The 22,012-nt window shown below is 64.0% G+C and carries 23 protein-coding genes and 1 tRNA gene; 15 read left to right on the top strand and 9 right to left on the bottom strand.

The window, feature by feature from the left end; genetic code table 11:
• Positions 1-9 precede the first annotated feature (9 nt).
• The 5 genes from FJ527_RS08940 (at position 10) to FJ527_RS08920 (ending at position 5,014) form a co-directional block, all read left to right on the top strand.
• Positions 10-1,518: an ABC transporter ATP-binding protein gene (locus tag FJ527_RS08940; protein ID WP_140822743.1), complete on the top strand. Its 1,509-nt coding sequence runs from the start codon at positions 10-12 to the stop codon at positions 1,516-1,518.
• Positions 1,518-2,573: an ABC transporter permease gene (locus FJ527_RS08935; RefSeq protein WP_140616528.1), complete on the top strand. Its 1,056-nt coding sequence runs from the start codon at positions 1,518-1,520 to the stop codon at positions 2,571-2,573. Before FJ527_RS08940 ends, FJ527_RS08935 begins: the two co-directional genes overlap by 1 nt.
• Positions 2,570-3,514: an ABC transporter permease gene (locus FJ527_RS08930; RefSeq protein WP_140616529.1), complete on the top strand. Its 945-nt coding sequence runs from the start codon at positions 2,570-2,572 to the stop codon at positions 3,512-3,514. Before FJ527_RS08935 ends, FJ527_RS08930 begins: the two co-directional genes overlap by 4 nt.
• 264 nt (positions 3,515-3,778) lie before the next feature.
• Positions 3,779-3,934 (top strand): hypothetical protein, encoded by a 156-nt coding sequence (locus FJ527_RS08925; RefSeq protein WP_015315103.1) that lies wholly within the window; start codon positions 3,779-3,781, stop codon positions 3,932-3,934.
• 138 nt (positions 3,935-4,072) lie between these two features.
• Positions 4,073-5,014 (top strand): LLM class flavin-dependent oxidoreductase, encoded by a 942-nt coding sequence (locus FJ527_RS08920; protein WP_140822741.1) that lies wholly within the window; start codon positions 4,073-4,075, stop codon positions 5,012-5,014.
• Positions 5,015-5,020: 6 nt separating this feature from the next.
• On the opposite strand, the gene FJ527_RS08915 is transcribed toward FJ527_RS08920, so the two are convergent.
• The gene (locus FJ527_RS08915; RefSeq protein WP_140822738.1) at positions 5,021-5,707 is read right to left on the bottom strand and encodes an isochorismatase family cysteine hydrolase; all 687 of its coding nucleotides are present in this window, start codon (positions 5,705-5,707) and stop codon (positions 5,021-5,023) included.
• Between the two features lie 289 nt (positions 5,708-5,996).
• Between FJ527_RS08915 and FJ527_RS08910 the strand changes: the two genes are divergently transcribed.
• The 4 genes from FJ527_RS08910 (at position 5,997) to FJ527_RS08895 (ending at position 9,201) form a co-directional block, all read left to right on the top strand.
• On the top strand, positions 5,997-6,788 hold the full coding sequence (locus tag FJ527_RS08910) for an ATP-binding cassette domain-containing protein (RefSeq protein WP_181166325.1): 792 nt from the start codon (positions 5,997-5,999) through the stop codon (positions 6,786-6,788).
• A gap of 64 nt (positions 6,789-6,852) precedes the next feature.
• Entirely contained in the window at positions 6,853-7,779 is a 927-nt protein-coding gene (exbB, locus tag FJ527_RS08905) for a tonB-system energizer ExbB (RefSeq protein WP_140822736.1), read from the top strand.
• 13 nt (positions 7,780-7,792) lie between these two features.
• Entirely contained in the window at positions 7,793-8,260 is a 468-nt protein-coding gene (gene exbD, locus FJ527_RS08900; RefSeq protein ID WP_140822734.1) for a TonB system transport protein ExbD, read from the top strand.
• Complete coding sequence (locus FJ527_RS08895; RefSeq protein ID WP_140822733.1) at positions 8,257-9,201, top strand: energy transducer TonB; 945 nt, start codon at positions 8,257-8,259, stop codon at positions 9,199-9,201. The genes exbD and FJ527_RS08895 overlap by 4 nt, the downstream gene beginning before the upstream one ends.
• A gap of 51 nt (positions 9,202-9,252) precedes the next feature.
• Here FJ527_RS08895 and FJ527_RS08890 read toward each other — a convergent pair whose 3' ends face one another.
• From FJ527_RS08890 to FJ527_RS08875, 4 genes are all read right to left on the bottom strand, one after another.
• Entirely contained in the window at positions 9,253-9,504 is a 252-nt protein-coding gene (locus FJ527_RS08890; protein ID WP_015315110.1) for a hypothetical protein, read from the bottom strand.
• Positions 9,505-9,572: 68 nt separating this feature from the next.
• Positions 9,573-9,776, bottom strand: coding sequence for a nitroreductase family protein (locus FJ527_RS08885; RefSeq protein WP_224529567.1), 204 nt, complete (start codon positions 9,774-9,776; stop codon positions 9,573-9,575).
• Positions 9,777-10,016: 240 nt separating this feature from the next.
• On the bottom strand, positions 10,017-10,763 hold the full coding sequence (locus tag FJ527_RS08880; protein WP_140822731.1) for a helix-turn-helix transcriptional regulator: 747 nt from the start codon (positions 10,761-10,763) through the stop codon (positions 10,017-10,019).
• Between the two features lie 321 nt (positions 10,764-11,084).
• Positions 11,085-11,160, bottom strand: a tRNA-Ala gene (locus FJ527_RS08875).
• Positions 11,161-11,307: 147 nt separating this feature from the next.
• Here FJ527_RS08875 and FJ527_RS08870 point away from each other — a divergent pair.
• Together FJ527_RS08870 and FJ527_RS08865 are read left to right on the top strand one after the other, a co-directional pair.
• Positions 11,308-11,601: a YggT family protein gene (locus FJ527_RS08870; protein ID WP_015315112.1), complete on the top strand. Its 294-nt coding sequence runs from the start codon at positions 11,308-11,310 to the stop codon at positions 11,599-11,601.
• Positions 11,602-11,608: 7 nt separating this feature from the next.
• Complete coding sequence (locus FJ527_RS08865) at positions 11,609-11,923, top strand: DUF167 domain-containing protein (RefSeq protein ID WP_140662490.1); 315 nt, start codon at positions 11,609-11,611, stop codon at positions 11,921-11,923.
• Positions 11,924-12,087: 164 nt separating this feature from the next.
• Here FJ527_RS08865 and FJ527_RS08860 read toward each other — a convergent pair whose 3' ends face one another.
• The 3 genes from FJ527_RS08860 to FJ527_RS08850 are packed head-to-tail and all read right to left on the bottom strand — an operon-like array spanning position 12,088 to position 14,829.
• Positions 12,088-12,969 carry a MurR/RpiR family transcriptional regulator gene (locus tag FJ527_RS08860; RefSeq protein WP_140662492.1) on the bottom strand — a complete coding sequence of 294 codons (882 nt, stop codon included), beginning with the start codon at positions 12,967-12,969 and terminating at the stop codon, positions 12,088-12,090.
• 16 nt (positions 12,970-12,985) lie between these two features.
• On the bottom strand, positions 12,986-14,056 hold the full coding sequence (locus FJ527_RS08855) for an ABC transporter ATP-binding protein (protein WP_140616538.1): 1,071 nt from the start codon (positions 14,054-14,056) through the stop codon (positions 12,986-12,988).
• A 2-nt stretch (positions 14,057-14,058) separates the two neighbouring features.
• Positions 14,059-14,829: an SDR family oxidoreductase gene (locus FJ527_RS08850; protein WP_140712357.1), complete on the bottom strand. Its 771-nt coding sequence runs from the start codon at positions 14,827-14,829 to the stop codon at positions 14,059-14,061.
• 181 nt (positions 14,830-15,010) lie between these two features.
• On the opposite strand from FJ527_RS08850, the gene FJ527_RS08845 reads away from it, so the two are divergent.
• The 4 genes from FJ527_RS08845 (at position 15,011) to FJ527_RS08825 (ending at position 19,922) form a co-directional block, all read left to right on the top strand.
• The gene (locus tag FJ527_RS08845; protein WP_140662496.1) at positions 15,011-16,237 is read left to right on the top strand and encodes a sugar ABC transporter substrate-binding protein; all 1,227 of its coding nucleotides are present in this window, start codon (positions 15,011-15,013) and stop codon (positions 16,235-16,237) included.
• 431 nt (positions 16,238-16,668) lie between these two features.
• A complete protein-coding gene (locus FJ527_RS08835) occupies positions 16,669-17,538 on the top strand; it encodes a sugar ABC transporter permease (RefSeq protein ID WP_015315118.1) in 870 nt (289 codons plus the stop codon).
• Positions 17,535-18,359, top strand: a complete 825-nt coding sequence (locus FJ527_RS08830) for a carbohydrate ABC transporter permease (protein WP_015315119.1) — start codon at positions 17,535-17,537, stop codon at positions 18,357-18,359. The genes FJ527_RS08835 and FJ527_RS08830 overlap by 4 nt, the downstream gene beginning before the upstream one ends.
• Before the next feature lie 78 nt (positions 18,360-18,437).
• Positions 18,438-19,922: a M81 family metallopeptidase gene (locus FJ527_RS08825; protein ID WP_140822729.1), complete on the top strand. Its 1,485-nt coding sequence runs from the start codon at positions 18,438-18,440 to the stop codon at positions 19,920-19,922.
• A gap of 34 nt (positions 19,923-19,956) precedes the next feature.
• Here the strand turns inward: FJ527_RS08825 and FJ527_RS08820 are convergent, their stop codons facing one another.
• Positions 19,957-22,011, bottom strand: coding sequence for a M3 family metallopeptidase (locus FJ527_RS08820; protein WP_140822727.1), 2,055 nt, complete (start codon positions 22,009-22,011; stop codon positions 19,957-19,959).
• Position 22,012 lies beyond the last annotated feature (1 nt).

Genomic DNA, 22,012 nt, shown 5'->3' with positions numbered 1-22,012 from the left:
GGAGCATTCTTGTCCGCCCCTCTCATCGAAATGCGCGGCATCACCAAGAGCTTCGGCGCCGTCAAGGCAAACGAGGCTGTGGATCTCAGCGTGGCGCCGGGCGAAATCCTCGGGCTGCTCGGCGAGAACGGCGCCGGCAAGACGACGCTGATGAACGTGCTGTTCGGCGCCTATGCACCCGATGCCGGTGAGATCCTGATCCAGGGCCAGCCAGTCAGGATCACGAGCTCGGCCGATGCGCTGGCCGCGGGCATCGGCATGGTGCATCAGCATTTTCATCTGGCACCACGGCTCACCGTGCTGGAAAATCTGCTCATTGGCATTCCGGGCAAATCGGGACGGATCGACCGCAGCGGCGGGCTGGCGCGGCTTGCTGAAATCAGCAGCCGGCACGGGCTGACGCTCGATCCCAATCTGCCGGTCTCGGCGCTGTCGGTCGGCGAGCAACAGCGGCTGGAGATCGTCAAGGCGCTGTTTCGCGGTGCCAAGCTCTTGATCCTTGACGAGCCGACGGCGGTGCTGGCACCGAGCGAGGTCGACGGACTGTTTTCGGCCCTGCGCTCGATGGCGGCGCAAGGCCTGGGCATCATCTTCATCTCGCACAAGCTCAACGAGGTGCGGGCGCTGACGCATCGCTGCACCGTGCTGAGGCACGGCCGCGTCGCGGGCCGTGTCGACGACCCCGCCAACACGACGTCGGCTGCAATGGCTGAACTGATGTGCGGCCATGAGATCGTGCCGCCGGCAAGGGGATCGTCGACGCCCGGCGCCGATGTGCTGACGCTCGACGGCATTTCAACCTCGAAGCATTCCGGCACGGCGTTGCGCGACGTGTCGCTTGCGGTTCGTGCAGGCGAAATCCTCGGCATCGCCGGCGTCTCCGGCAATGGCCAGCGGGCGCTGGCGGAGATTATCTCGGGCACGCGCGCGCCCGACAGCGGTCAAATGACGATAGCCGGCAAACAGGTCGTGCAATTCTCGCCGCGCGAAGTGCAGGCACTCGGCCTTGGCCGCATCCCGGAAGACCGCATGACGACGGGGCTGGTCACCAATTTGCCGCTCGCCGATTCGATGGTGCTGCCGCGCATCGGCACTTCAGCCTTCTCCGCGAAGGGCTTGCTGAAGCCGGATGCGATCCGCGCTTTCGCCGAGGAACAGATCAAGGCCTACGACATCAGATGTCCCGGGCCGATGACGCGCGCCGGCGCGCTGTCCGGTGGCAATCTGCAGAAGGCGCTTCTGGCGCGCGAGCTTGCTTTCGATCCGAAGGTGCTGATCGTCTCACAGCCGACACGCGGCCTCGACATCGGTGCGGCGCGCTTCATCCATGAAAAATTCCTCGACATGCGCGCCAAGGGCTGCGGCATCATCGTCATCGGCGAGGATCTGGAGGAACTGCTGGTGCTGTGCGACCGCATCGCGGTGATGTATGAGGGCCGCATCGTCGGCACGCTGGACAGTGCCGATGCGACCGTCGCCCGGCTCGGCCTGCTGATGACCGGCGCGGAGGGCCACTGATGTTCCGCCTCGAAGTCCGCACGTCCACGCCCGCCTGGTTCAACCTCGCGCTGCCTTTGCTGGCGATTGTCGCCACGCTCATCCTGTGCAGCGGCCTGATCGCGCTGGCCGGGGCCGGGGTGTTCGAATCCTACGGCGTGATGTTCACGGCCTCGCTTGGCGACAGCTACGCCGTCACCGAAACGCTGGTCCGCGCCGCCCCGATGATCTTTACCGGGCTGGCGGTGGCGGTCGCCTTCCGCGCAAAGTTCTGGAACATCGGCGCGGAAGGGCAATTGCTGGCCGGCGCGGTGGCGAGCTGTTTCGTTGGTGCGATCCCGATGCCCGGACCGCTTGCCATGCTTTTCATGGCGCTGGCGGGGGCGGCCGCGGGCGCGGCGGTCGCGCTGGTGCCTGCGACGCTGCGGGTAAAGTTCAAGGTCGACGATGTCGTGAGCTCCTTGCTGCTCAACTCGGTCATCTATTATGCCCTGATGGCACTGATCGAGGGACCGTGGAAGGACAGCTTCAGCGGCTATCCGATCTCGCCGCCGATCGAGGATTCGGCGAACTTTCCGGTGCTGATCGAAGGCACGCGGCTGCATCTCGGTGTCGTCGCGGCGCTGATCGCGGCCCCGTTGATCTGGTTCCTGATCGTGCGCACGACGCTGGGCTTCCGGATCAGGGTCACCGGCGAAAACCCGGAAGCGGCACGCTATGGCGGCATCCATGTCGAGCGCGTGCTGCTGTCGACGGCGCTGCTGTCGGGCGCGTTGGCGGGGCTGGCCGGCGTCGGCGAGGTCGGCGGCGTGCATTTCCAGGTGATGAGCGATATTTCGCCGGGCTACGGCTATTCCGGCATAGTCGTCGCCATGCTGGCGCGGCTCAACCCGCTCGGCGTCGTGCCGGCGGCGATCTTCCTTGCAGCCGTGATGACCGGCGCCGAGGCGATGTCGCGGGCGACCGGCGTGCCGGCCTTCCTCAGCGACGTCATCCAGGGCACGGCGCTGCTCGCCATGTTGGTGGCGCTGCTGTTCACGGCCTATCGCATCCGCCGCGTCGGAGCCGTCGGATGAGCGCGGTGTTCGAACAGATTTTTCAGGTCGGCTTTCTCGCCGCCATCATCCGCATCGCCACGCCGCTGGCCTTTGCCACGCTCGGGGAGATGTTCTCCGAACGGGCCGGCGTGCTCAATCTCGGCATCGAAGGCATCATGCTGCTTTGCGCCATGACCGGCTTCACCGCCACCAGCCTCAGTGGAAGCCTGTGGCTGGGTGTCCTGGTGGCGGTGCTGACCGGCATGCTGATGGGCGCGCTGCATGCGCTGTTCACGGTGGTTCTCGGCCTCAGCCAGCATGTCTGCGGTATCGGCGTCACCCTGTTCTCGTCGGGGCTGGCCTATTTCCTCTACCGGCTGATCTTCGGCCAGCAATCGGTGCCGCCGAGCATCAAGGGTTTTCAGACGCTGCCGATCCCGGTTCTCTCGGACATTCCCGTGCTGGGTCCTGCGGTGTTCGACCAGTTCGCGCTGGTCTACATGGCCGTCCTGGCCATTCCTCTGGCGGGCTTCATCCTTTACCGCACCCCGTGGGGGCTGTCGGTGCGCATGGTCGGCGAGAACCCGCGCGCCGCGGACTCTGCGGGCGTCAGCGTCATCGCCACGCGCTTCCAGGCCGTCATTCTCGGTGGCGCCCTGATGGGGCTCGCTGGTGCTTTCCTGTCGATGGCGCAGTTCAACGCCTTCACCTTCGGCGTCGTTTCCGGGCGCGGCTGGGTGGCGATCGCACTGGTCGTCTTCGGCCGTTGGGATCCCTGGCGCTCGGCAGGGGCCGCGCTGCTGTTCGCCTTCGTCGATGCCTTGCAATTGCGCATGCAGGCGAGTGGGCTTGGACACATCCCCTACGAGGCGTTCCTGATGCTGCCGTTCATCTTCACCATCGTCGCCATGGCCGTCATGTCGCGCAACGCTGTGGCGCCATCGGCGCTGCTCAAGCCGTTTCGAAGGGAAGAGCGTTAGACGAGTAGGATTTGGTGTCCTTCCTATCCCTCCGGAGGGGGAGAGGAAGGGCGTCAAGCTGTCCCGGAATGAAGAAGCTGGACCTTGGGACGCCTCACATCGATACCCCCGCGCTCTTCCGATCGATTGCCTGGAACCCATGCTCACAGCAACTTCACACCAATCTTTGGCGGTCGACGAGAAAATAATTCTGCTATTTGCACAAAAATAGCAATCGACAAAGTCTACAAGTTTTATAGATTAAGCGGCGAGACGGAGGTCGACATGTCCTATTTCCAGAACGCCCAGACCGACAGCAACGGCCAGCGAGTGGCCAATGCCCAGGGCTTTCGCCCGGCCTATGCCGGCGCTTTCGCCTATCTCGTCTTTGCCCTTGCGTTCGTGTTCACCGGGGCAGTCGTGCTGGGCCTTATTCCCTAAGGCGCGGGATCGACAGGGGCTGCTGCCCCACAGCTTTCAGGCAATCGGAGTTGAAAGAGCCGGATCCCGGGGCGGTTTCGCGCGCCTGAGGATTCCCATTTCACAGCATCAGTGATTCCAGTGATGGAGGAGATGACAATGCCGATCGAATTCACGCATGTACCCGGCAAGACCGCCGACGCGGCGGTTCCCTTTTTCTATGACTTCGCCGAGACCTCGACCAAGCTCGGGCTGATCGAGGACGGCGGTTTCCAGAAGATCGTCGTCGACGATTCGGCCGGGCTGCTGACCAACATGGATCTGGCCTCGCAGGTGCTCAACCGCACCGCTTCGCTGGAAGTGGTGCTCACCCACTGGGCCGGCGTGATCGAACCGACGGTGGCTGCCCGCCAGCTGGCGTCCATCGACAGGGAGAGCGGCGGACGGCTGACGCTCAGGATGATCAGCGAGCCCTTGAACGACGACGATGCCGAGACACGGCCGGTCGGACATGGCGTCGTCTGGCAGCGCATCGACGAATATCTGGTGCTGTTGAAGCGGCTGTGGTCGAACGACCGGCCCTTCGACCACGAAGGCGCGTTCTACAGCATCAAAAGCGGTTATGTGCCGCGCAAGGGCCCGCATGGCGCCGACCTCGTGGTCCGCATGGGCGGGCAATCCGGAACGGCGCTGAAGGTGGCCGGCCGGCATGCCGATGTCTTCGAACTGGCGCCGGGGCCGATCGACGATATCAGGCAATTGATGGAGCGGGCACGTGGCGCCGCGGCCGAACATGGCCGTGCGGGCAAACTGCGCTTCGCGCTTCCGGTCAGGATCCACCAGGGTGTTTCTGCCGCCGGCCACAAGGCGGTCGACCTATCCGGCCCGCCGGCCCAGGTCGCGCTGTCGCTGCTCGCCTATGCCGGGCTCGGGATCGATGAGTTCATGATCGTCGGCGTCGACACGCCACTCGAGATCGCGACGGCCGGCCGGGAAACATTGGCGCTGCTGCGCAACTCCCTGGCGCGCCGGGAGGCCAGCGAGTTCCAGCCTGGAGCTTACGCGCCTCGCCCGGGATTGGAGACGCGAGCAGCGGGGTGAAGCCCATCAATCGCCTGCTGCTTCAGGCCTGTCGCCAAGCCGCGACAGGCCTTCAATGACGGCGTCCGAATCGGCCAGCACGCCGAAGACGCCGTCCTCGACCGTCACCATGTGCAACGCCGCTTCATGCGCTTGTCTGTCGCCGCTGGCGCAGGCGTCCGAAATCGTCAGGCACTGGAAATTGCGGTCACAGGCCTCGCGCAGCGTGGTGTGGACGCAGACATCCGTCGTGCATCCGGAAAACATCAGATGCGTGATGCCTTGCGCCCGCAGCACAAGCTCGAAATCTGTATAGGTGAAGGCGCTGTTGCAGGTCTTGTCGACGATGATGTCGTGCGGCGCGACGTCGATCTCCGGGACGATCTGGAACCCAGCGCCTGAGCGCAGCAGGACGTCGGTGCCGTCGAGGCCGGAACGCTTGCGGCGCCATTTCTCGTAGGGCGTCATGTCGGCCATGTCGGCGCGGTAACCCTGTCTTGTGTGGATGACCGTGACGCCGGCTTTGCGCGCGGCCGCGATCAGGCGGTTCACGGCGGGCAGGATCGCCCGCAGCGGCGAGGGGTCATACCCCTTCCTGGCGAAATAGCCCGATGTCGACAGGAAATCCTGTTGCAGGTCGATGACGACGAGCGCGGTGTTTTCGGCAACCAGCCTGCCGTCATAGGGGTAGTCGAAGGGTGTCGCCTTGATCATCCGGAGCTCCTTGCCGCCGGCTCACCCTAGCGTGTCCGCATCGATGCGGCGACACCGGATGCCGACATCGTGTGGCCCGGGACCGAGATCGCCGGCGCGGATCGGCCGGCTGCGCGGGTGAGGGCCCGTACGCGGCAACAATGGCACCGGCCCCGGAGCGTTTCAGGTTTTTGCGGTGCATTCCCATCTTAAATCTTGACTAACAAAATCATGTTTCATAGTCAACCGGGGACCTGCCTCCGCAGACAGGATCGGAATGCGGCGGCGGGGCTGGAGAAATGCCGTGACCATGGCCGAAGCCGATAGCCAGACCGCATTCGATATCGATGCCGTGCGTTTCGCCGTCGGCGAACGGACGCTGCTCGGTCCGGTCTCGCTCGAATTGCGGCGCGCGCGCGTCTACGGGCTGATCGGCCATAACGGTTCGGGCAAATCGACGCTGATCAAGCTTTTGGCGCGCCAGCAGCCGGCAAGCTCCGGCGCCATCACTTTCGCCGCACGGCCGCTATCGCAATGGGGCGCGCGCGAGCTGGCGCGGGCTCTTGCCTATCTGCCGCAGACGACGCCGGCGGCGACGGGCTTGACCGTGCGCGAGCTGGCAACGCTCGGACGCTATCCATGGCATGGTGCGCTTGGCCGTTTCGGCGCCGAGGACAGGCGCCATGTCGAGCAGGCCCTTATGCTGACCGACATGGAAGGATTCACTGAGCGGCTGGTGGATGAATTATCCGGCGGCGAGCGCCAGCGCGCTTGGCTGGCCATGCTGGTGGCGCAGAATGCCGGCGTCATGCTGCTCGACGAGCCGATCTCGGCGCTCGACATCGCGCATCAGGTCGAGGTGCTGGGCCTGGTCAGGGAGCTCAGCCGCAAGCGCGACCTGTGCGTCGTCGTGGTGCTGCACGACCCCAACATGGCGGCGCGCTACTGCGATGAGCTGATCGCGCTGAAGGACGGCAGGCTGCTGACGCGCGGCACACCGAGCGAGATCATGCTGAGCGATGTGCTCAAGGACATTTTCGGCGTCGAGATGGGTGTGTTCGCGCATCCCGTCACCGGCCAACCCGTCGGCTATGTGCAGTGAAGTCGTCGCCAGGGTTGCAGGAACCGGCAAGCGGCTGGCCGCCGTGAGAACAAGGAAGAAGCTCATGTCGAGATATGGTTTGTTGGCGGCGTTGGTCGCATCGCTTGTCCTGGGGGCGACCGGCGCCACGGCCCAGGAGCAACCGGCCGGCTCTTCTCCAGCGGTTGAGGCCCCTGCCGCGCCGGCACAAGCTGCACCGGCTGTCATGGCGCCCGCGCAACCAGCCGGCCAGCCGAGCGCGACAACGCCGGCCGAGGTCGCGCCTGCCGGGGCGATGGACCTGAACCTGCCGCATGACCTGTCGCCATGGGGCATGTTCAAGGCCGCCGACATCATCGTGAAGGCGGTGATGACTGGATTGGCTTTCGCGTCGCTCGTTACCTGGACGATATGGCTGGCCAAATCGCTGGAGATTTTCGGCGGCAAGCTGCGCCTCCGCCGTGCCGCCCGCGCGATCGGCGATGCCGCCACGCTGAAGCAGGCGAGCCGCGCGCTCGACCGCGGTGGCGGTCCCGGCGCGCTCCTGGTGCGGGCAGCGGAAGAAGAGGCCGCGCTTTCGGCCGATGCGCTCGACCATGTCGGCGGCGACGGACTGAAGGAACGGGTCAGCTCGCGCCTGTCGCGCATCGAGGCGGCTGCGTCGCGGCGCATGTCGCGCGGCACCGGCCTGCTGGCGACGATTGGTTCCACCGCGCCTTTCGTCGGCCTGTTCGGCACCGTCTGGGGCATCATGAACGCCTTCATCGGCATCTCGCAGGCTCAGACCACCAATCTCGCCGTGGTCGCGCCGGGCATCGCCGAAGCGCTGCTGGCCACCGCGATGGGTCTCGTCGCGGCAATCCCAGCGGTGGTGATCTACAACGTCTTCGCCCGCTCGATAGCCGGCTACCGGCAGATCCTCGCCGACGCCTCAGCCGGCGTCGAACGGCTGGTCAGCCGCGACCTCGATTTCCGCACGATAGCGGCGGCGACGGCCTTGGCGGCGGAGTAGCGGGAGCGACGCCATGGGGAGCAGAATGCGACAGACCCTGGACGACGACCTCGAGGAAAGCCACGAGATCAACGTCACGCCCTTCATCGATGTCATCCTTGTGCTCCTGATCATCTTCATGGTCGCCGCACCGCTGGCGACGGTGGATGTCAATGTCGACCTGCCCGGTTCGACCGCGACGCCGGCGCCGCGACCGGAGACGCCGCTGTTCCTGACGCTGAAGGACGATCTCAGCCTGGCGATCGGCAACGACACGGTGCCGCGCCCGGCTTTTGCCGCCACGCTCGACAGCCGCACCAAGGGCGACAAGCAGACGCGGATATTCCTGCGAGCCGACAAGGCGGTCGCCTATGGCGAGCTGATGGAGGCGATGAACCTGCTGCGGGCCGCCGGCTACCTGAAGATCGCGCTGGTCGGCCTGGAGGCCGCGCCGGCAGGTGATATCGCCGCACCGGCGCCAGGCAAAACGGCCGCTCCATGACGCCATCCGCCGCCTCGCCCACGGTGGTGCTGTCGCGCTTCGACTGGCGCGACCTTGGCCTATGGGCGTGCGCGGCGGTGCTGATGCTTGGGGCTCATGTCGCGGTCGCTTATGCCGTGCAGAATTTCAGTCCAGTCGACCTGTCGGATGGCGGACCGCCGCCGGCCCTCGTGGTCGAGATGGCGTCGATGATGGTGACGCCGGCGGTGCCCGAACAGGCCGCGATGCCCGACGCGGCGATTCCCGACCGGGCCGAGCCAGTCGAACAGACCGAGAAGGCAGCCGAGGCCGAGCCTGGCAAGGTGGTCGAGCAAGCGGAGCCTGTTGCCGACGCGGAGATGGTGCCGGAGAACGAGCCAACGGAGATGACGAAGGCCGAACCGGTCGAACAGCCGCCGCTGGAAGAGGTCGTCCCCGATATTGTCGAGACCGTCGCGCCGGAGGCTGTCGTTCCGCTGCCGCGGGCAAAGCCGACGGAACGGCGCAAGGAAAAGAAACCGGCCGAAGCCAAGGTCAAAAAGCCGGTCGACAAGCCCAAGCCAAGGCCGAAGAAGGAAAAGGCCGAGCCACCGAAGACGGCAAGTACCGCCAGCGCCGAGGCCAAGCCTGCCGCCAAGGCGGCGGCGCCGAGATCGGCGGCCGGGTTCTCGGGTGTCAGCCCGGCCAAATGGGAATCGCGGCTGACGGCGTGGATCAATCGCCACAAGCGCTATCCGAGCGCCGCGAAATCCCGGCGCGCGCAGGGCAATGTGAACGTGACTTTTACAATGGACCCATCCGGCCGGGTCCTATCGGCCCGGGTCGCCCGTTCGTCCGGCGATGCCGAACTCGACCGAGCAGCACTTGCGGTGCTGCAGGGCGCGACCGTGCCGGCGCCACCGGCGGAACTCGGCCCGCGCGTCAGCCGTACAGCGCCATTCGTGTTCAGTTTGCGGGACTAATGCCCCTCAAATCCGTGCCAGCCGTCCCGCAAGCCCGACAATTGCATCGCGCTACGCTGTTCTTGGCTGAGCGTGGTTGTCTTTCGGGTGTGCCTTGGGGTGCATCGGATTGCCGCTAAGCTGCGCGTGTCGTGCCGGCCGTGCGCCGCGCAAGACGTCGAAGGCTTCGGCATAGGCCATACCGAGCAGATAGGAGATCATGGGGAAGCGGCTCGCTTCGGCCATCTGCACCAGCTCATTGGTCATCGTCGCGATATATTGGAGACTGTCGAGCTCTGACTGACGTAAGGCCTGATTTGACATGTTCTGCTCCTGTCATCGAATGGAACTTTAGGGAATGCGTACTGGCTGCACTAGATGTACTACGCCGGCTAATTGATCGATCGACCGGCCGAATGCGGATCAAGTTCCGGGATTGAGAGGGTCAACGCATAGATGGGCGCGTCGGTGAGGCGGTCGAGGCCCAGAAGGCGCTTGATCGCCGAATGGCTCAGCGCCGCCGTGGGGCAGGCCGACAAGCCGTGCCTAGTTGCCGCCAACATCATGTTCTGGCCAATGTTCACTTTCTTGGTCATTTTCGTCCCTTTCCCCGACCCCAGGGATCTGTTGAAAGATCCCGGAAAGGGATCCGCGGGAAGAAAGGTAAGGTCGGAAGAGTTACTGGTTTGTTAAAACTGTAGTAAATCAGCCATGAGCTAAAATATCTTTCTTGGCTAGAAAGTCTAAAAAATCGATTTTACTCAGATATGGAGTAGGCAATCGCTGGCATACGCTTTTTCGGGATATTCTTGTTCTTATTCAGCGTAAGCAAGCGGCTAACCCAGCCCGTCCCGAGCGAGGCTGACGACGAGCTGGTCGAGGCTGGGATCATCGAGCCTGACGACATGCGCCATGCGGATCGCATGCCTGGGCCGGATATTGGACCTATCCTGCATGATGACCGACACGAATGCCGGCCCGGCTTCGGTCAGAAGCATGGCCTTGCCTGTCAGCACCGGTTCGGAGATAGGCGCCCATTGCACCGAGATCAGCGACGGCTCGCCTGTCTGGCGGCGGTTGACGCCGTTGAAATAGATCCAGTTAAGGCGCGAGATCGCCACGCCATAATGATTGCCGCGTGCCCGCGCCCATGTCGAGCCATGATGCTCCGACCATCCGGTGACCCTGCGGAACGTGACCAGCTCGGCTTCGCGACGCACGAAGGTGATCGCCCGCACCAGCAGATCGGATCTGCCGGGGATCGAAAAATAGGTGAAATAGGTGCCGCCCGCAATCGACGGAGCGGGCGGCCGGATCATCTGGGTGAACAGGCTTTCGGAGATCGGCGGCAGACCGGGAGCCGCGGGCGAGGGGGCGCCGGGGTCCCGGTACAGCTCGGCTTCGTCGACGCGGAAATAATCGCAGATCAGCTTGGCGGTGGCCTTGTTGGGCACGGTCTGCCCTTGCAGGTAACGCTCGAATTGTGTGCGGTTGATGCCAAGCTCGCGGCATACCGCGCTGACAGAAGCATGGTCCTTGCAGAGCCGCCTGAGATTTGCAGCAAGATTCTGGCGAATGGACACTAGTTTGCTTTCGCAGGCAGATACTTCATTTCGACTCGGAATCCGTATAGCGCTTTCGGTCGCCCCCGCCGAAACGCCCTGTCACAACACACAGAAAAAACTGATTTGAGAACGCCACTCTAATGGGGCGGCTTCCAAAAAAAATAGCGCCTACCGGACACCGGCCATCGCCATAAGTCCAATTGACAACCATTTCGCCTCGGAAACGGCGAAATGCCATTTGGCCATTTTTGGGGGGATCGGGGCTACGCCTTGCATCGCGCCGTGGCGGATGCCGGCCGCGCCTTGCCGGGACGGTCAAAAGCCGGACGATTATTCCGCTGGTGGAGCTGAGGAGGATCGAACTCCTGACCTCGTCATTGCGAACGACGCGCTCTCCCAGCTGAGCTACAGCCCCGTCCAGCGGATGGCGCATTTATCGGGCGCCGCGGTTTCCTGTCAAGGCGGCGCTTCACCGAAAACCGGCTGCCGGTCGCGTGGCGGAACCCTGCCCTTGCCGGTTTGGCGCGTAATGGCTACATGTCGGCAACAATTGGAGTCCGGCATGCTCGCCCTCATACAAACCATCGTCATGGCGCTCGACCTCTATTGGTGGGTGATCATCGCCTCGGCGATCTTTTCCTGGCTCTACGCCTTCAATGTCGTCAACTCGCGCAACCAGTTCGTCGGCAGCATCGGGAACATGCTCTACCGCCTGACCGAGCCGGCGCTGCGGCCGATCCGCCGCTTCATGCCCGACCTTGGCGGTATCGACATCTCGCCGATCATCCTGTTGCTGATCCTGTTCTTCCTCAGGCAGTTCATTCTCACCACGGTCGCGCCGCTGCTGCTGGCCTGACGATCGCATGAGCGCGCCGTTCCGCATGCGCGAGAACGGCGTCGATCTGTTCGTGCGGCTGACGCCGAAGTCTTCCGTGGACCGGCTCGACGTTGTCGAAACATTGGCGGACGGACGAAGTCACGTGCAGGCGCGGGTCCGCGCCGTGCCGGAAAATGGCGCCGCCAATCAAGCGCTGGAGAGGCTGGTCGCCAAGGCGCTAGGTGTTCCGGCATCGGCCGTTTCCGTCGTCGCCGGCGGTACGGCCCGCCTCAAGACGTTGCGGATATTGGGTGATCCGGAGGCGCTGGTAACAGGTGTCGAAGCGCTTTTCCAAAATTGAGATGCAGGCGGGACATCGCCCCCTCTGCCCTGCCGGACCCGGTCCTGCGCTGTCGCTCCGGGTGGTCGTCGTTCGGAAAGCCAAGCAATTGGCTTCCCGTCCGCTGCGCGGACCACTCCTCACTCACGCTTTTGGGGGGAATTGGCAATTTCGGCGCCGGCTCGTCAATCGCCCAGCGGCAAACGCGGGTCGTCGACCTTCAGCGTGTTCACGCTCTGCTTGATGCGGCGCAGGTTCTCCAGCACCTTCGGGCCGCGTGTCTCGGCGACCGAGGTCACGATCATGTCGACGATCGCCAGCAACGCGTAACGTGACGATGTCGGCTTGTAGATGTTGCCGTCCTCGAACGGCTGCAGGTGGATGACAGTGTCGGCGACCTTGGCCAGTGCGGAGTCGGGCGCGGTGACCGCCACCGTGGCGGCGCCATATTGTTGGGCGACCTGCACCGCCTCGATGACCGAGCGCGCATAGCCGGAGACCGAGAAGGCGACCACCGTGGTGTCTGGCGTGGCAACGGCGGCATACATGCGCTGCAACTGTCCGTCGATCTGTGCCAGAACCGGCAGGCCGAGCCTGAACAGCCGGTTCTGCATTTCGGTCGCCATCATCGAGGAAATGCCACCCGAACCTATGCACAGCACATTGCCTGATGCCGCAAGGCGCGCGGCGACGTCGACCAGCGTCGTCATGTCGAGGTTCTCGCTGGCGCGCTGGATGGCTGTAACCGCCGCTTCGGTGATGGTCGAGGCAATGCGCTGTTCGCGGGCGTCGCGGCTCAGTGGCTCCGGCGACAGATACTGGCCGCCGATGGCGATGGCCTGGGCCAGGTAGAACTTGAAGTCGCGCAACCCCTCGCAGCCGAGATTGCGGCAGAAGCGGGTGACCGTCGGTTCGCTGACGCCGACCCGCGCGGCGATCTCGGAGATCGCGGCCTTGGAGGCGAAGTCGAGGTCGGACAGGACGAGGCTCGCCAGCCGGCGATCCGACTTGGTGCCGTCCTGCGACATCAGCTGCAGCCGCGTGATGATATCGGCCGGCGTCTTCATATCCGCGTTTCCGTCGTCATCTCAGCGGCAGGCCCGTCGCCGTGTCGAACAGATGGATGTTGCCGGGGTCGACCGAGACCGGCAGCAGGTCGCCCGGCCGCACCGGCACCCGGTCGCGGAACACGGCGCGCACCGTATCGGTGCCAATGGCGCCGTAAACATGGGTTTCGGAGCCGGTCGGCTCGACCACGTCAACCTTGAGCGTCATGGCGTCGGTGGCTTCACCGACGATGAAATGCTCCGGCCGGATCCCCGCCTCAACGGCACTGCCTGCCGGCACCGGGTCGCCGGCAAGCGCAAGCCGGCCGCCGCCGACCGACTCGAACCAGGTCGTCCCGGGCGTCGTCTTCAGTGCCCCGGATACAAAACTCATGGACGGCGAGCCGAGGAAGCCGGCGACGAACTTGTTGGCCGGCCTGTCATAGAGCTCCAGCGGCGGCCCGACCTGCTGAATCCTGCCGCGGTCCATCACGACGATGCGGTCGGCCATGGTCATGGCCTCGATCTGGTCGTGGGTGACGTAGACTATGGTGGATTTCAGCCGCTGGTGCAGCGCCTTGATCTCGGTGCGCATCTGCACGCGCAACTGCGCGTCGAGATTGCTGAGCGGCTCGTCGAACAGAAACACCGAGGGTTCGCGCACGATGGCGCGGCCCATGGCGACACGCTGGCGCTGGCCGCCCGAGAGCTGGCGGGGATACCGGTCGAGATAGGAGAACAGGTTGAGGACGCCGGACGCCTTCTTGACCTTCTGGTCGATGGCGGCGCGGCTCTCGCCCCGGATTTTGGGACCGAAGCCGATATTGTCGGAAGCCTTCAGGTGCGGGAACAGCGCGTAGGATTGGAACACCATGGCGATGTTGCGCTGCTGTGGTGGCAGGTCGTTGGCGCGCGTGCCACCGATCAAGAGGTCGCCGGAACTGATGGTCTCCAGGCCCGCCAGCATGCGCAGCAAGGTCGACTTGCCGCAGCCGGACGGGCCGACGAGCACGACGAACTCGCCGCTCTTGATGTCGAGGCTGATCTCCTCGAGGATCTTGTGCTGGCCGAAGGATTTCGAGAGGTTGCGAAACTCGACGTCGGTCATGGTCACGCTCCCAGTATGTCGTCGATGAACGGCAGGCAGCCGGCGGTCAATCCCGCATCCACGGGCATCACCACGCCTGTTACGCCCGAGGCGCGGTCGGAGGCAAGGAAAGTCACCGCTTCGGCGACTTCGGAGGCGTTGACGATGCGGCCGAGCGGATAGAGCCGCTGCAGCTTGCCGATTATGTCAGGGTTCTTGGCAAGGCGATGGTCCCAGGCGGCGGTGCGAATCGATCCGGGGCAGACGACATTGGCGCGCACGCCGCTACGGCCGAGCTCGACGGCGATCGACTTGGCATAGGCGTTGATGCCGGCCTTGGCGGCGGCGTAGGCCGGATTGCCGAAATGCGCGATGGCGTTGACGGAAGAAATGAAGACGACGCTGCCCGAACCGCGTGCAGCCATCGCCTTAACCAGCGCGTCGGCGAAAGTCATCACACCGGTCAGGTTGAGGTCGAGCTCATGTTCGATCGTGTCCGCCGTCAGCGCATCGAGCGTTTCGGCGCGCGTCCAGCCGGCATTGTTGACCAGGATATCGGGCACGCCGTCCCGGTCGAGAACGGCGGCGATCCCCGCCTCGATGGAAGCCCGGTCGAGAAGGTCGAAGACATGCCGCGAGGCAAGGTGCGGGCTCGCCAGTGCCTCCTCTGATTGGTCGCAGCCGACCACCCGCGCGCCCCTGCTGGCCAGCAGTGCGACGATCGCCGAGCCAAGGCCGCCACCGGCGCCGGTGACGACGGCGGTCCTGCCTTCGAATTCGGCTCTCGAAACCACGGCGCTTGCTCCTCCCGCAGGTCAGGCAGATGCCGGAGAGGCTAAAGAACAGGATGTAATTAAGCAACATATTAATCCGCTTGCGCGCGGCGAATTCATCGATAATGTAGGAAAGTCACATAAATCTTGTGCCGGCACGGCACAAGGAGCGCGAATGCGCGAAACAAATGGGAGAGATCGGATGAACCTTGCGAAATGGACTGCCGGCCTGATGGCCGGAATGGGCATTCTGGCCTTCGCGGCGCAGGCAGAGGCTGGCGAAGTGCGGGTTACCGTCGCCGAATACAGCGCCAAGACCGGTCCGTATTTCGAGCAGGTCAAGAAGGAGTTCGAGGCGAAGAACCCTGGCATCACGGTCAAGTTCGAGGTGGTGCCGTGGGATGTGCTCTTGCAGAAGCTGACCACCGACATCACCGCCGGCACCAACGCCGATCTCTCCATCATAGGCACGCGCTGGCTGATAGACTTCGTCCAGCAGGACGTCGCCGAGCCGCTCGACAGCTACATCACGCCCGAATTCAAGGGTCGCTTCATCGACACCTTCCTGTCGCCCTCGATCATGGGCGGCAAGACCTACGGCCTGCCGATCGCCGCCTCGGCGCGCGCCATGTATTACAACAAGGAGCTGTTCGAGAAGGCCGGCATCGCCAAGCCACCGGCAACCTGGACCGAATTGCAGGAGGATGCTCGCAAGATCAAGGCGCAGGGTGCCTTCGGTTTCGGCCTTCAGGGCAAGGAGATCGAGACCGACGTCTATTACTACTACGCGATGTGGTCGCAGGGCACCGAGATCCTCAACAAGGACGGCACGTCGGGCCTGAGCACGCCGGGCGCGCTCGAAGCGGCCAAGCTCTACAAGTCGATGATCGACGAGGGGCTGACGGAGCCCGGCGTCACCTCCAACAATCGCGAGGACGTGCAGAACCTGTTCAAGCAGGGCAAGGTCGGCATGATGATCACGGCGCCCTTCCTGTCCAACCAGATCAAGGACGAGGCGCCGAGCCTCAAATATGGCGTTGCCGCCATTCCGGCCGGTCCGACCGGTGCGCGCGGCACCTATGGCGTCACAGACTCCATGATCATGTTCAAGAACTCCAAGAACAAGGACGAGGCCTGGAAGCTGATGGACTTCCTGTTCACCACGGAACAGCGCGCCAAGTTCACGCAGGGCGAAGGCTTCCTGCCGGTGAACAAGGAAGAGGCCAAGATGGACTATTACGTCAACAACGCCGACCTGGCCGCCTTTACCGCCCTGCTGCCGGATGCCCGTTTCGCGCCGGTCATCCCAGGCTGGGAAGAAGTTGCCCAGATCACGTCGGATGCCATGCAGAAGATCTATCTCGGCGGCGATCCCGAGGCAGGCTTGAAGGAAGCGGCGGCGAAGGCCAACGCAGTGCTGAAGAAGTAGGGGCCGCGCCCCACAAATAGGGCGTATCTCCCTGCGCCCGTGGCGCGCCCCCGACTCAGGTGGGGCGCGCCACATTTCCAAACAGACATTTGGCTGCGCTCCACGTAAATAACGAAGACTGACAAGCAACCACTTTGGACGAATTGTCGACGTCAGCGCCGCCCCTCATTGCCCTGCCGGGCATTTCTCCCCGTATAGAGACGGGGAGAAAGGGCGGCCGGCATCTCGGAGCCCTTTCTGGACGCTGGTGACTGGCGAAAGCGGTGATGAAAGCGCCCCTCTCCCCGTCTCTATACGGGAGAGGATGCCGGCAGGCAGGTGAGGGGCGGCGCCGCCGCCGGGGAAGAGTTCGAAACCGAGCGCCTGGGAAGAACAGGTCAACTGGCCAACCAGTGCTACTGATGCCTCGCAACGCGGTGTAAAATCAGCCGATGCAAAATCGCTTCCTGCCCTACCTCCTGACCTTGCCCAGTCTGTTCCTGGCGGCGGTGGTCATCTTCTGGCCGGTCTGGGACCTGATCCAGATCGCCACGCATGACGTCAATCGCTTTGGTCAGCTGCGCGAGTTCAGCGGTCTTGCCAATTTCGCCGCGCTGGCCGCCGATCCCGACTTCGTCGCCGCGCTCTGGCGCACGGGGCTGTGGACGGTGCTGGTGGTCGGCGGCGCGCTGCTCCTCTCGGTCCCGGTGGCGATGATCCTCAACACCGATTTCTATGGCCGTGGCCTTGCCCGCGTCATCATCATGCTGCCATGGGCAGTGTCGCTGACCATGACGGCCGTGGTCTGGCGCTGGGCGCTGAGCGGTGAAAGCGGCATGCTGAATTCGGCGCTGATCGGACTTGGCCTGATCGACCACAACATCCAGTGGCTTGCGAGCGCCGAGACGGCGTTTCCGATGCAGGTGCTGATCGGCATATTGGTGACGGTGCCGTTCACCACGACGATCTTTCTCGGCGGCCTGTCGTCGATCCCGGACGATCTCTACGAGGCGGCGGCGCTCGAAGGGGCAACGCCGCTGCAGCAGTTCCGCGAGATCACCTTTCCGCTCCTGAAACCCTTCATCAACATCGCCATCGTGCTCAACACCATCTACGTCTTCAACTCGTTCCCGATCATCTGGGTGATGACGCAGGGCGGGCCGGCCAACTCGACCGACATACTGGTCACCCACCTCTACAAGCTGGCATTCCGTATCGGCAAACTCGGCGAGGCGTCGGCGGTCTCGCTGGTGATGTTCGCCATATTGCTGATCTTCACCATGATCTATGTGCGCCTTGCCATGCGGGAGCAACGCGCATGAAGGCCAAGCTGAAGCGCACCATCATCGCCTGGCTGCTGCTGGCGCCCTTGATCGTGGTGACGATCTTTCCCTTCGCGGTGATGTTCCTGACAGCGGTCAAGCCGCGTACCGAAGTGCTGACGCCGACTTGGTGGCCGAGCGAGTTCCGGTGGTCGAATTTTGCCGACATGTGGGTGGCGACCGGCTTCGGCCGGGCGCTGGCCAATTCGCTCTACGTGTCTGTCATCGCCACCGTTGGCGCCATCCTCATCTCCGTCCCGGCGGCCTATGCCATGTCGCGCTTCCGCTTTGCCGGATATGGAGCGTTCCGCCAGTTCCTGCTGATCTCACAGATGATCTCGCCGATCGTGCTGGTGCTCGGCCTGTTCCGGCTGATGGCTGCCTGGGGACTGGTCGAATCGACCACCGCGCTCGGCTTCATCTACATGGCCTTCAACGTCGCCTTCACCGTGTGGATGCTGCAGAGCTATTTCGACACCATTCCGCGCGATCTCGAGGAAGCCGCCTGGATGGAAGGCGCCGGCCGCTGGCTGACGCTGCGAAAAGTGTTCCTGCCGCTCTGCCTGCCGGCGATCGCGGTGACGGCGATCTTCACCTTCATCAATGCCTGGAACGAATTCGTCGTGGCGCTCACCATGCTGCGCAGCCAGGAGAGCTATACGCTGCCGATCCAGGTGTTCTCGCTGGTTGCCGGGCGGTACACGATCGAATGGCACCATGTCATGGCGGCGACGCTGCTGGCGACGCTGCCGGTGGCGATCCTGTTCATCTGGCTGCAGCGCTATCTTGTCCGGGGCTTGGCGCTCGGGGCTGTCAAATAGCAATCCCAGCAATTCCAGGAAAAGTGCCCAGCGGTTATCCGTCCGGAATTGCGAAAACAAGAAGTCCACGGAGTTTTCATGCGTATCTTCACCGCCTCGCTGGCGACGGAAACCAACACCTTCTCGCCTGTGCCAACCGACCGGGCCTCTTTCGAGATGGCGTTCTATGCCGGGCCGGGCAAGCATCCGGGAACGCCGACCCTGTGCTCCTCGCCGATCGTGGCGCTGCGCCGCCGCGCGGCCGCCGAAGGCCTGACCGTAATCGAGGGCACCGCCACCTGGGCCGAGCCCGGCGGCCTCGTGCAGCGGCAGACCTATGAGGCGCTCCGCGACGAGATCCTCGGCCAGCTCGAGGCCGCCTTGCCGGTCGATGCCGTCATTCTGGGCCTGCACGGTGCCATGGTGGCGCAAGGCTATGACGACTGCGAGGGCGACCTGCTGGAGCGCGTGCGTGGCATTGTCGGGCCAAGCGTGGTGATTGCCTGCGAGTTCGATCCGCACAGCCATCTGACGCCGAAGCGCGTGGCGGCGTCCGACATCATGGCCTATTTCCTCGAATTCCCGCACACCGATTTCTACGAGCGCGGCGAGCATGTGGTCGCGCTTGGCCTGGCCGCGGCGCGCGGCGAGATCAAGCCGGTCATCTCAACTTTCGACTGCCGCATGATCCAGGTGCTGCCGACCAGCCGCGAACCGATGCGCTCCTTCGTCGACCGCATCAAGGCGCTGCACGGCAAGGACGGCGTGCTGTCGGTTTCGGTCATCCACGGCTTCATGGCCGCCGACGTGCCCGAAATGGGCACGCGCATCCTTGTCGTTACCGACAATGACAAGGCCAAGGGCGATGCGCTGGCGGAGCGGCTTGGACGCGAGCTCTATGCCATGCGCGAAACGACCGCGATGACGATGCTGAGTACGGCCGACGGCATCGATCGGGCGCTGGCCGTGCGCAAGCAAAGACCGGGCAAGCCGGTGGTCATTGCCGATATCTGGGACAACCCCGGCGGCGGCGTTCCCGGCGACGGCACCTTCGTGCTACGCCAGATGCTGGCGCGGGGCCTGGACAAGTTCGGCGTGGCGACGATCTGGGATCCGATCGCGGTGACTTTCTGCCAGGCTGCCGGCGAGGGTGCCGTCATCGACCTGCGTTTCGGCGGCAAAGCCGGCCCGCAGGCGGGCGAACCGATCGATGCACGCGTCAAGGTACTGAAAGCGGTTGCCGAGGGCTGGCAGAGTTTTGGCCCGAGCCGGGTGACATTGGGGCCATCAGCGGTGGTGCGCATCGAGGGCACGGAAGTCGATGTGATCCTGAACACCAATCGCACCCAGACCTTCGAGCCGGATGTCTTCTCCAACATCGGCGTCGATCCGCTGTCGAAAGACATATTGCTGATCAAGTCGACAAACCATTTCTACGCCGGCTTCGAGCCGATCGCCGCCGAGATCATCTATGTCGCGGCGCCGAGTTCCTATCCCAGCAATCCGGCGGCGACGAATTACACGAAGCTGACGCGGCCGGTGTGGCCAAGGGTAAAGGATCCTTGGGTCGGCAGCCAAGAATAACGAGGTTAACGTCGGCGCCGACTTCGGCGATTGCCTACACCAATCCGCGCTTGACCATCATCGCTTCCGGCGACGGCATTTTGCCGCGAAACGCCGTGTAGAGCTCTTCCGGATCCTTCGAGCCGCCGGCGGCGTAGATGTTCTTCCTCAGCCGCTCGGCCAGCGCCGGGTTGAAGGGGTCTCCGGTTTCCTCGAAGGCGGCGAAAGCATCGGCGTCCAGCACCTCCGACCACATGTAGGAATAGTAGCCGGCCGAATAGCCCTCGCCGGCGAAGACATGGCCAAAATGCGGGGTGCGATGGCGCATGGCGATCGTATCCGGCATATGCAGCGTCGCAAGCGTTTCGGCCTCGAAACGAAGCGGCTCTTCCGGCGCGTCGGGCCGTGCATGGTAGGCCATGTCCATCAAGGCAGAGGCGGTGAACTCGACGGTGGCGAAGCCGGCGCCGAAGGTGCGCGTGGCCAGCATCTTGTCGAGCAGCGCCTTCGGCATCGGCTTGCCGGTCTTGACATGCAGCGCGTGCTTTTCCAGAACCGCCGGCACCGTCAGCCAGTGCTCGTAGAGCTGCGAGGGCAGTTCGACAAAGTCGCGGCTGACCGAGGTGCCTGACACCGACGGCCAGGTGACGTCGGTCAGCATGCCATGCAGCGCATGGCCGAATTCGTGGAACAAGGTCTTCGCTTCGTCGACCGACAGCAAAGCCGGTTCGCCCGCTGGCGGCTTGGCGAAGTTCATGATGTTGTAGATCACCGGCTTCGAGCCATGGCCAAGCTTGTAACCGGACTTCAGCGCGCTCATCCAGGCGCCGGAGCGTTTTGACGGCCGCGCGAAATAGTCGGCGAGGAACAGGCCGCGCTCACTGCCGTCGGCATTTTTGACCACGAAGACGCGCGCGTCCGGATGCCAGGCGGCGATGCCTTTCTTCTCCTCGAACGTGACGCCGAACAACCGTGTCGCGACGTCGAAGCAGGCGTCAATGACGCGGTCGAGCTGCAGATAGGGTTTCAGCTCCGCTTCGTCGAAAGCGAACTTCTCGGCGCGCAGCTTCTCCTGGTAGAAGCGCCAGTCCCAGGCGGCGAATTTTTCGTTACTGCCGGCCTCGGCCGCCAGACGCTCCAGCTCTTTCTGGTCGGCGGCGGCTTTTTCCAGTGCCCTTTCCCAAACCGGGTCGAGCAGCGCGTGCACCGCCTTCGGTGTCTTGGCCATGGTGTCGTCGAGCTTGAGCGCGGCGAAGGAGGCGTAGCCGAGCAGCTTCGCCTTTTCGGCGCGCAGCTTCAGCATGTCGCGCACCACGGATGTGTTGTCGGACGCACCGCCGTTCTGGCCGCGCATGGTAAAGGCGCGATAGGCGATCTCGCGCAGGTCGCGGCGTTCGGAGAAGGTCGTGAACGGCTCATAGATCGAGCGCGACAGGGTGACGGCGTAGCGGCCCTTCTGGCCGCGCATCTCGGCGGCTTCGGCCATCGAGCTTTTCACGAAATCCGGCAGGCCGATGAGATCGGCCTCGTCGAGGAACAGCGCCCAGTCGCGCTCGTCGGCCAGCACGTTCTGACCGAAAGTCGTGCCGAGCGACGACAGCTCCTCGTTGATTTTGGCCAGCCGCGTCTTGCCGTCGGCGTCGAGCTTGGCGCCGGAACGGACGAAGCCTTTCCAGGTCTTCTCCAGGACGCGCAGCGTCTCGGGATCGAGGTCAAGGCTCTCGCGGCGCCGGTAGAGATCGTCGATGCGGACAAACAGCTTCTCGTTCATCGAGATGGCCGAGAAGTGCCGCGACATCTTCGGCGAAATGTCACGCTCCAGGGCCTGGATGGTTTCGTTGGTGTGAGCGCCGGCGCGGCACCAGAAGATCGATGAGACATGATCCAGCGCCTCGCCGCCGAGCTCAAGCGCGGCAAGCGTGTTCTCGATGCTCGGCGCATCCTTGTTGCCTGATATCGCGTCGATCTCGGCCTCATGCGCCTTCAGCGCGGCGTCGAAAACGGGAGAAAAATCACCGTCGCCAATATGGGCGAAATCGGGCAGGCCGAGCGGCCCTCGCCACGCGGTCAACGGATGGGCGGCGAGATCGACGGCTTTCGGAGAGGGCATG

Source organism: Mesorhizobium sp. B2-4-18, from assembly GCF_006441385.1.
Classification (GTDB): Bacteria; Pseudomonadota; Alphaproteobacteria; order Rhizobiales; family Rhizobiaceae; genus Mesorhizobium; species Mesorhizobium australicum.
The sequence above is the reverse complement of the archived record's forward strand: the minus strand, read 5'-3'. Positions and strand labels throughout refer to the sequence as shown.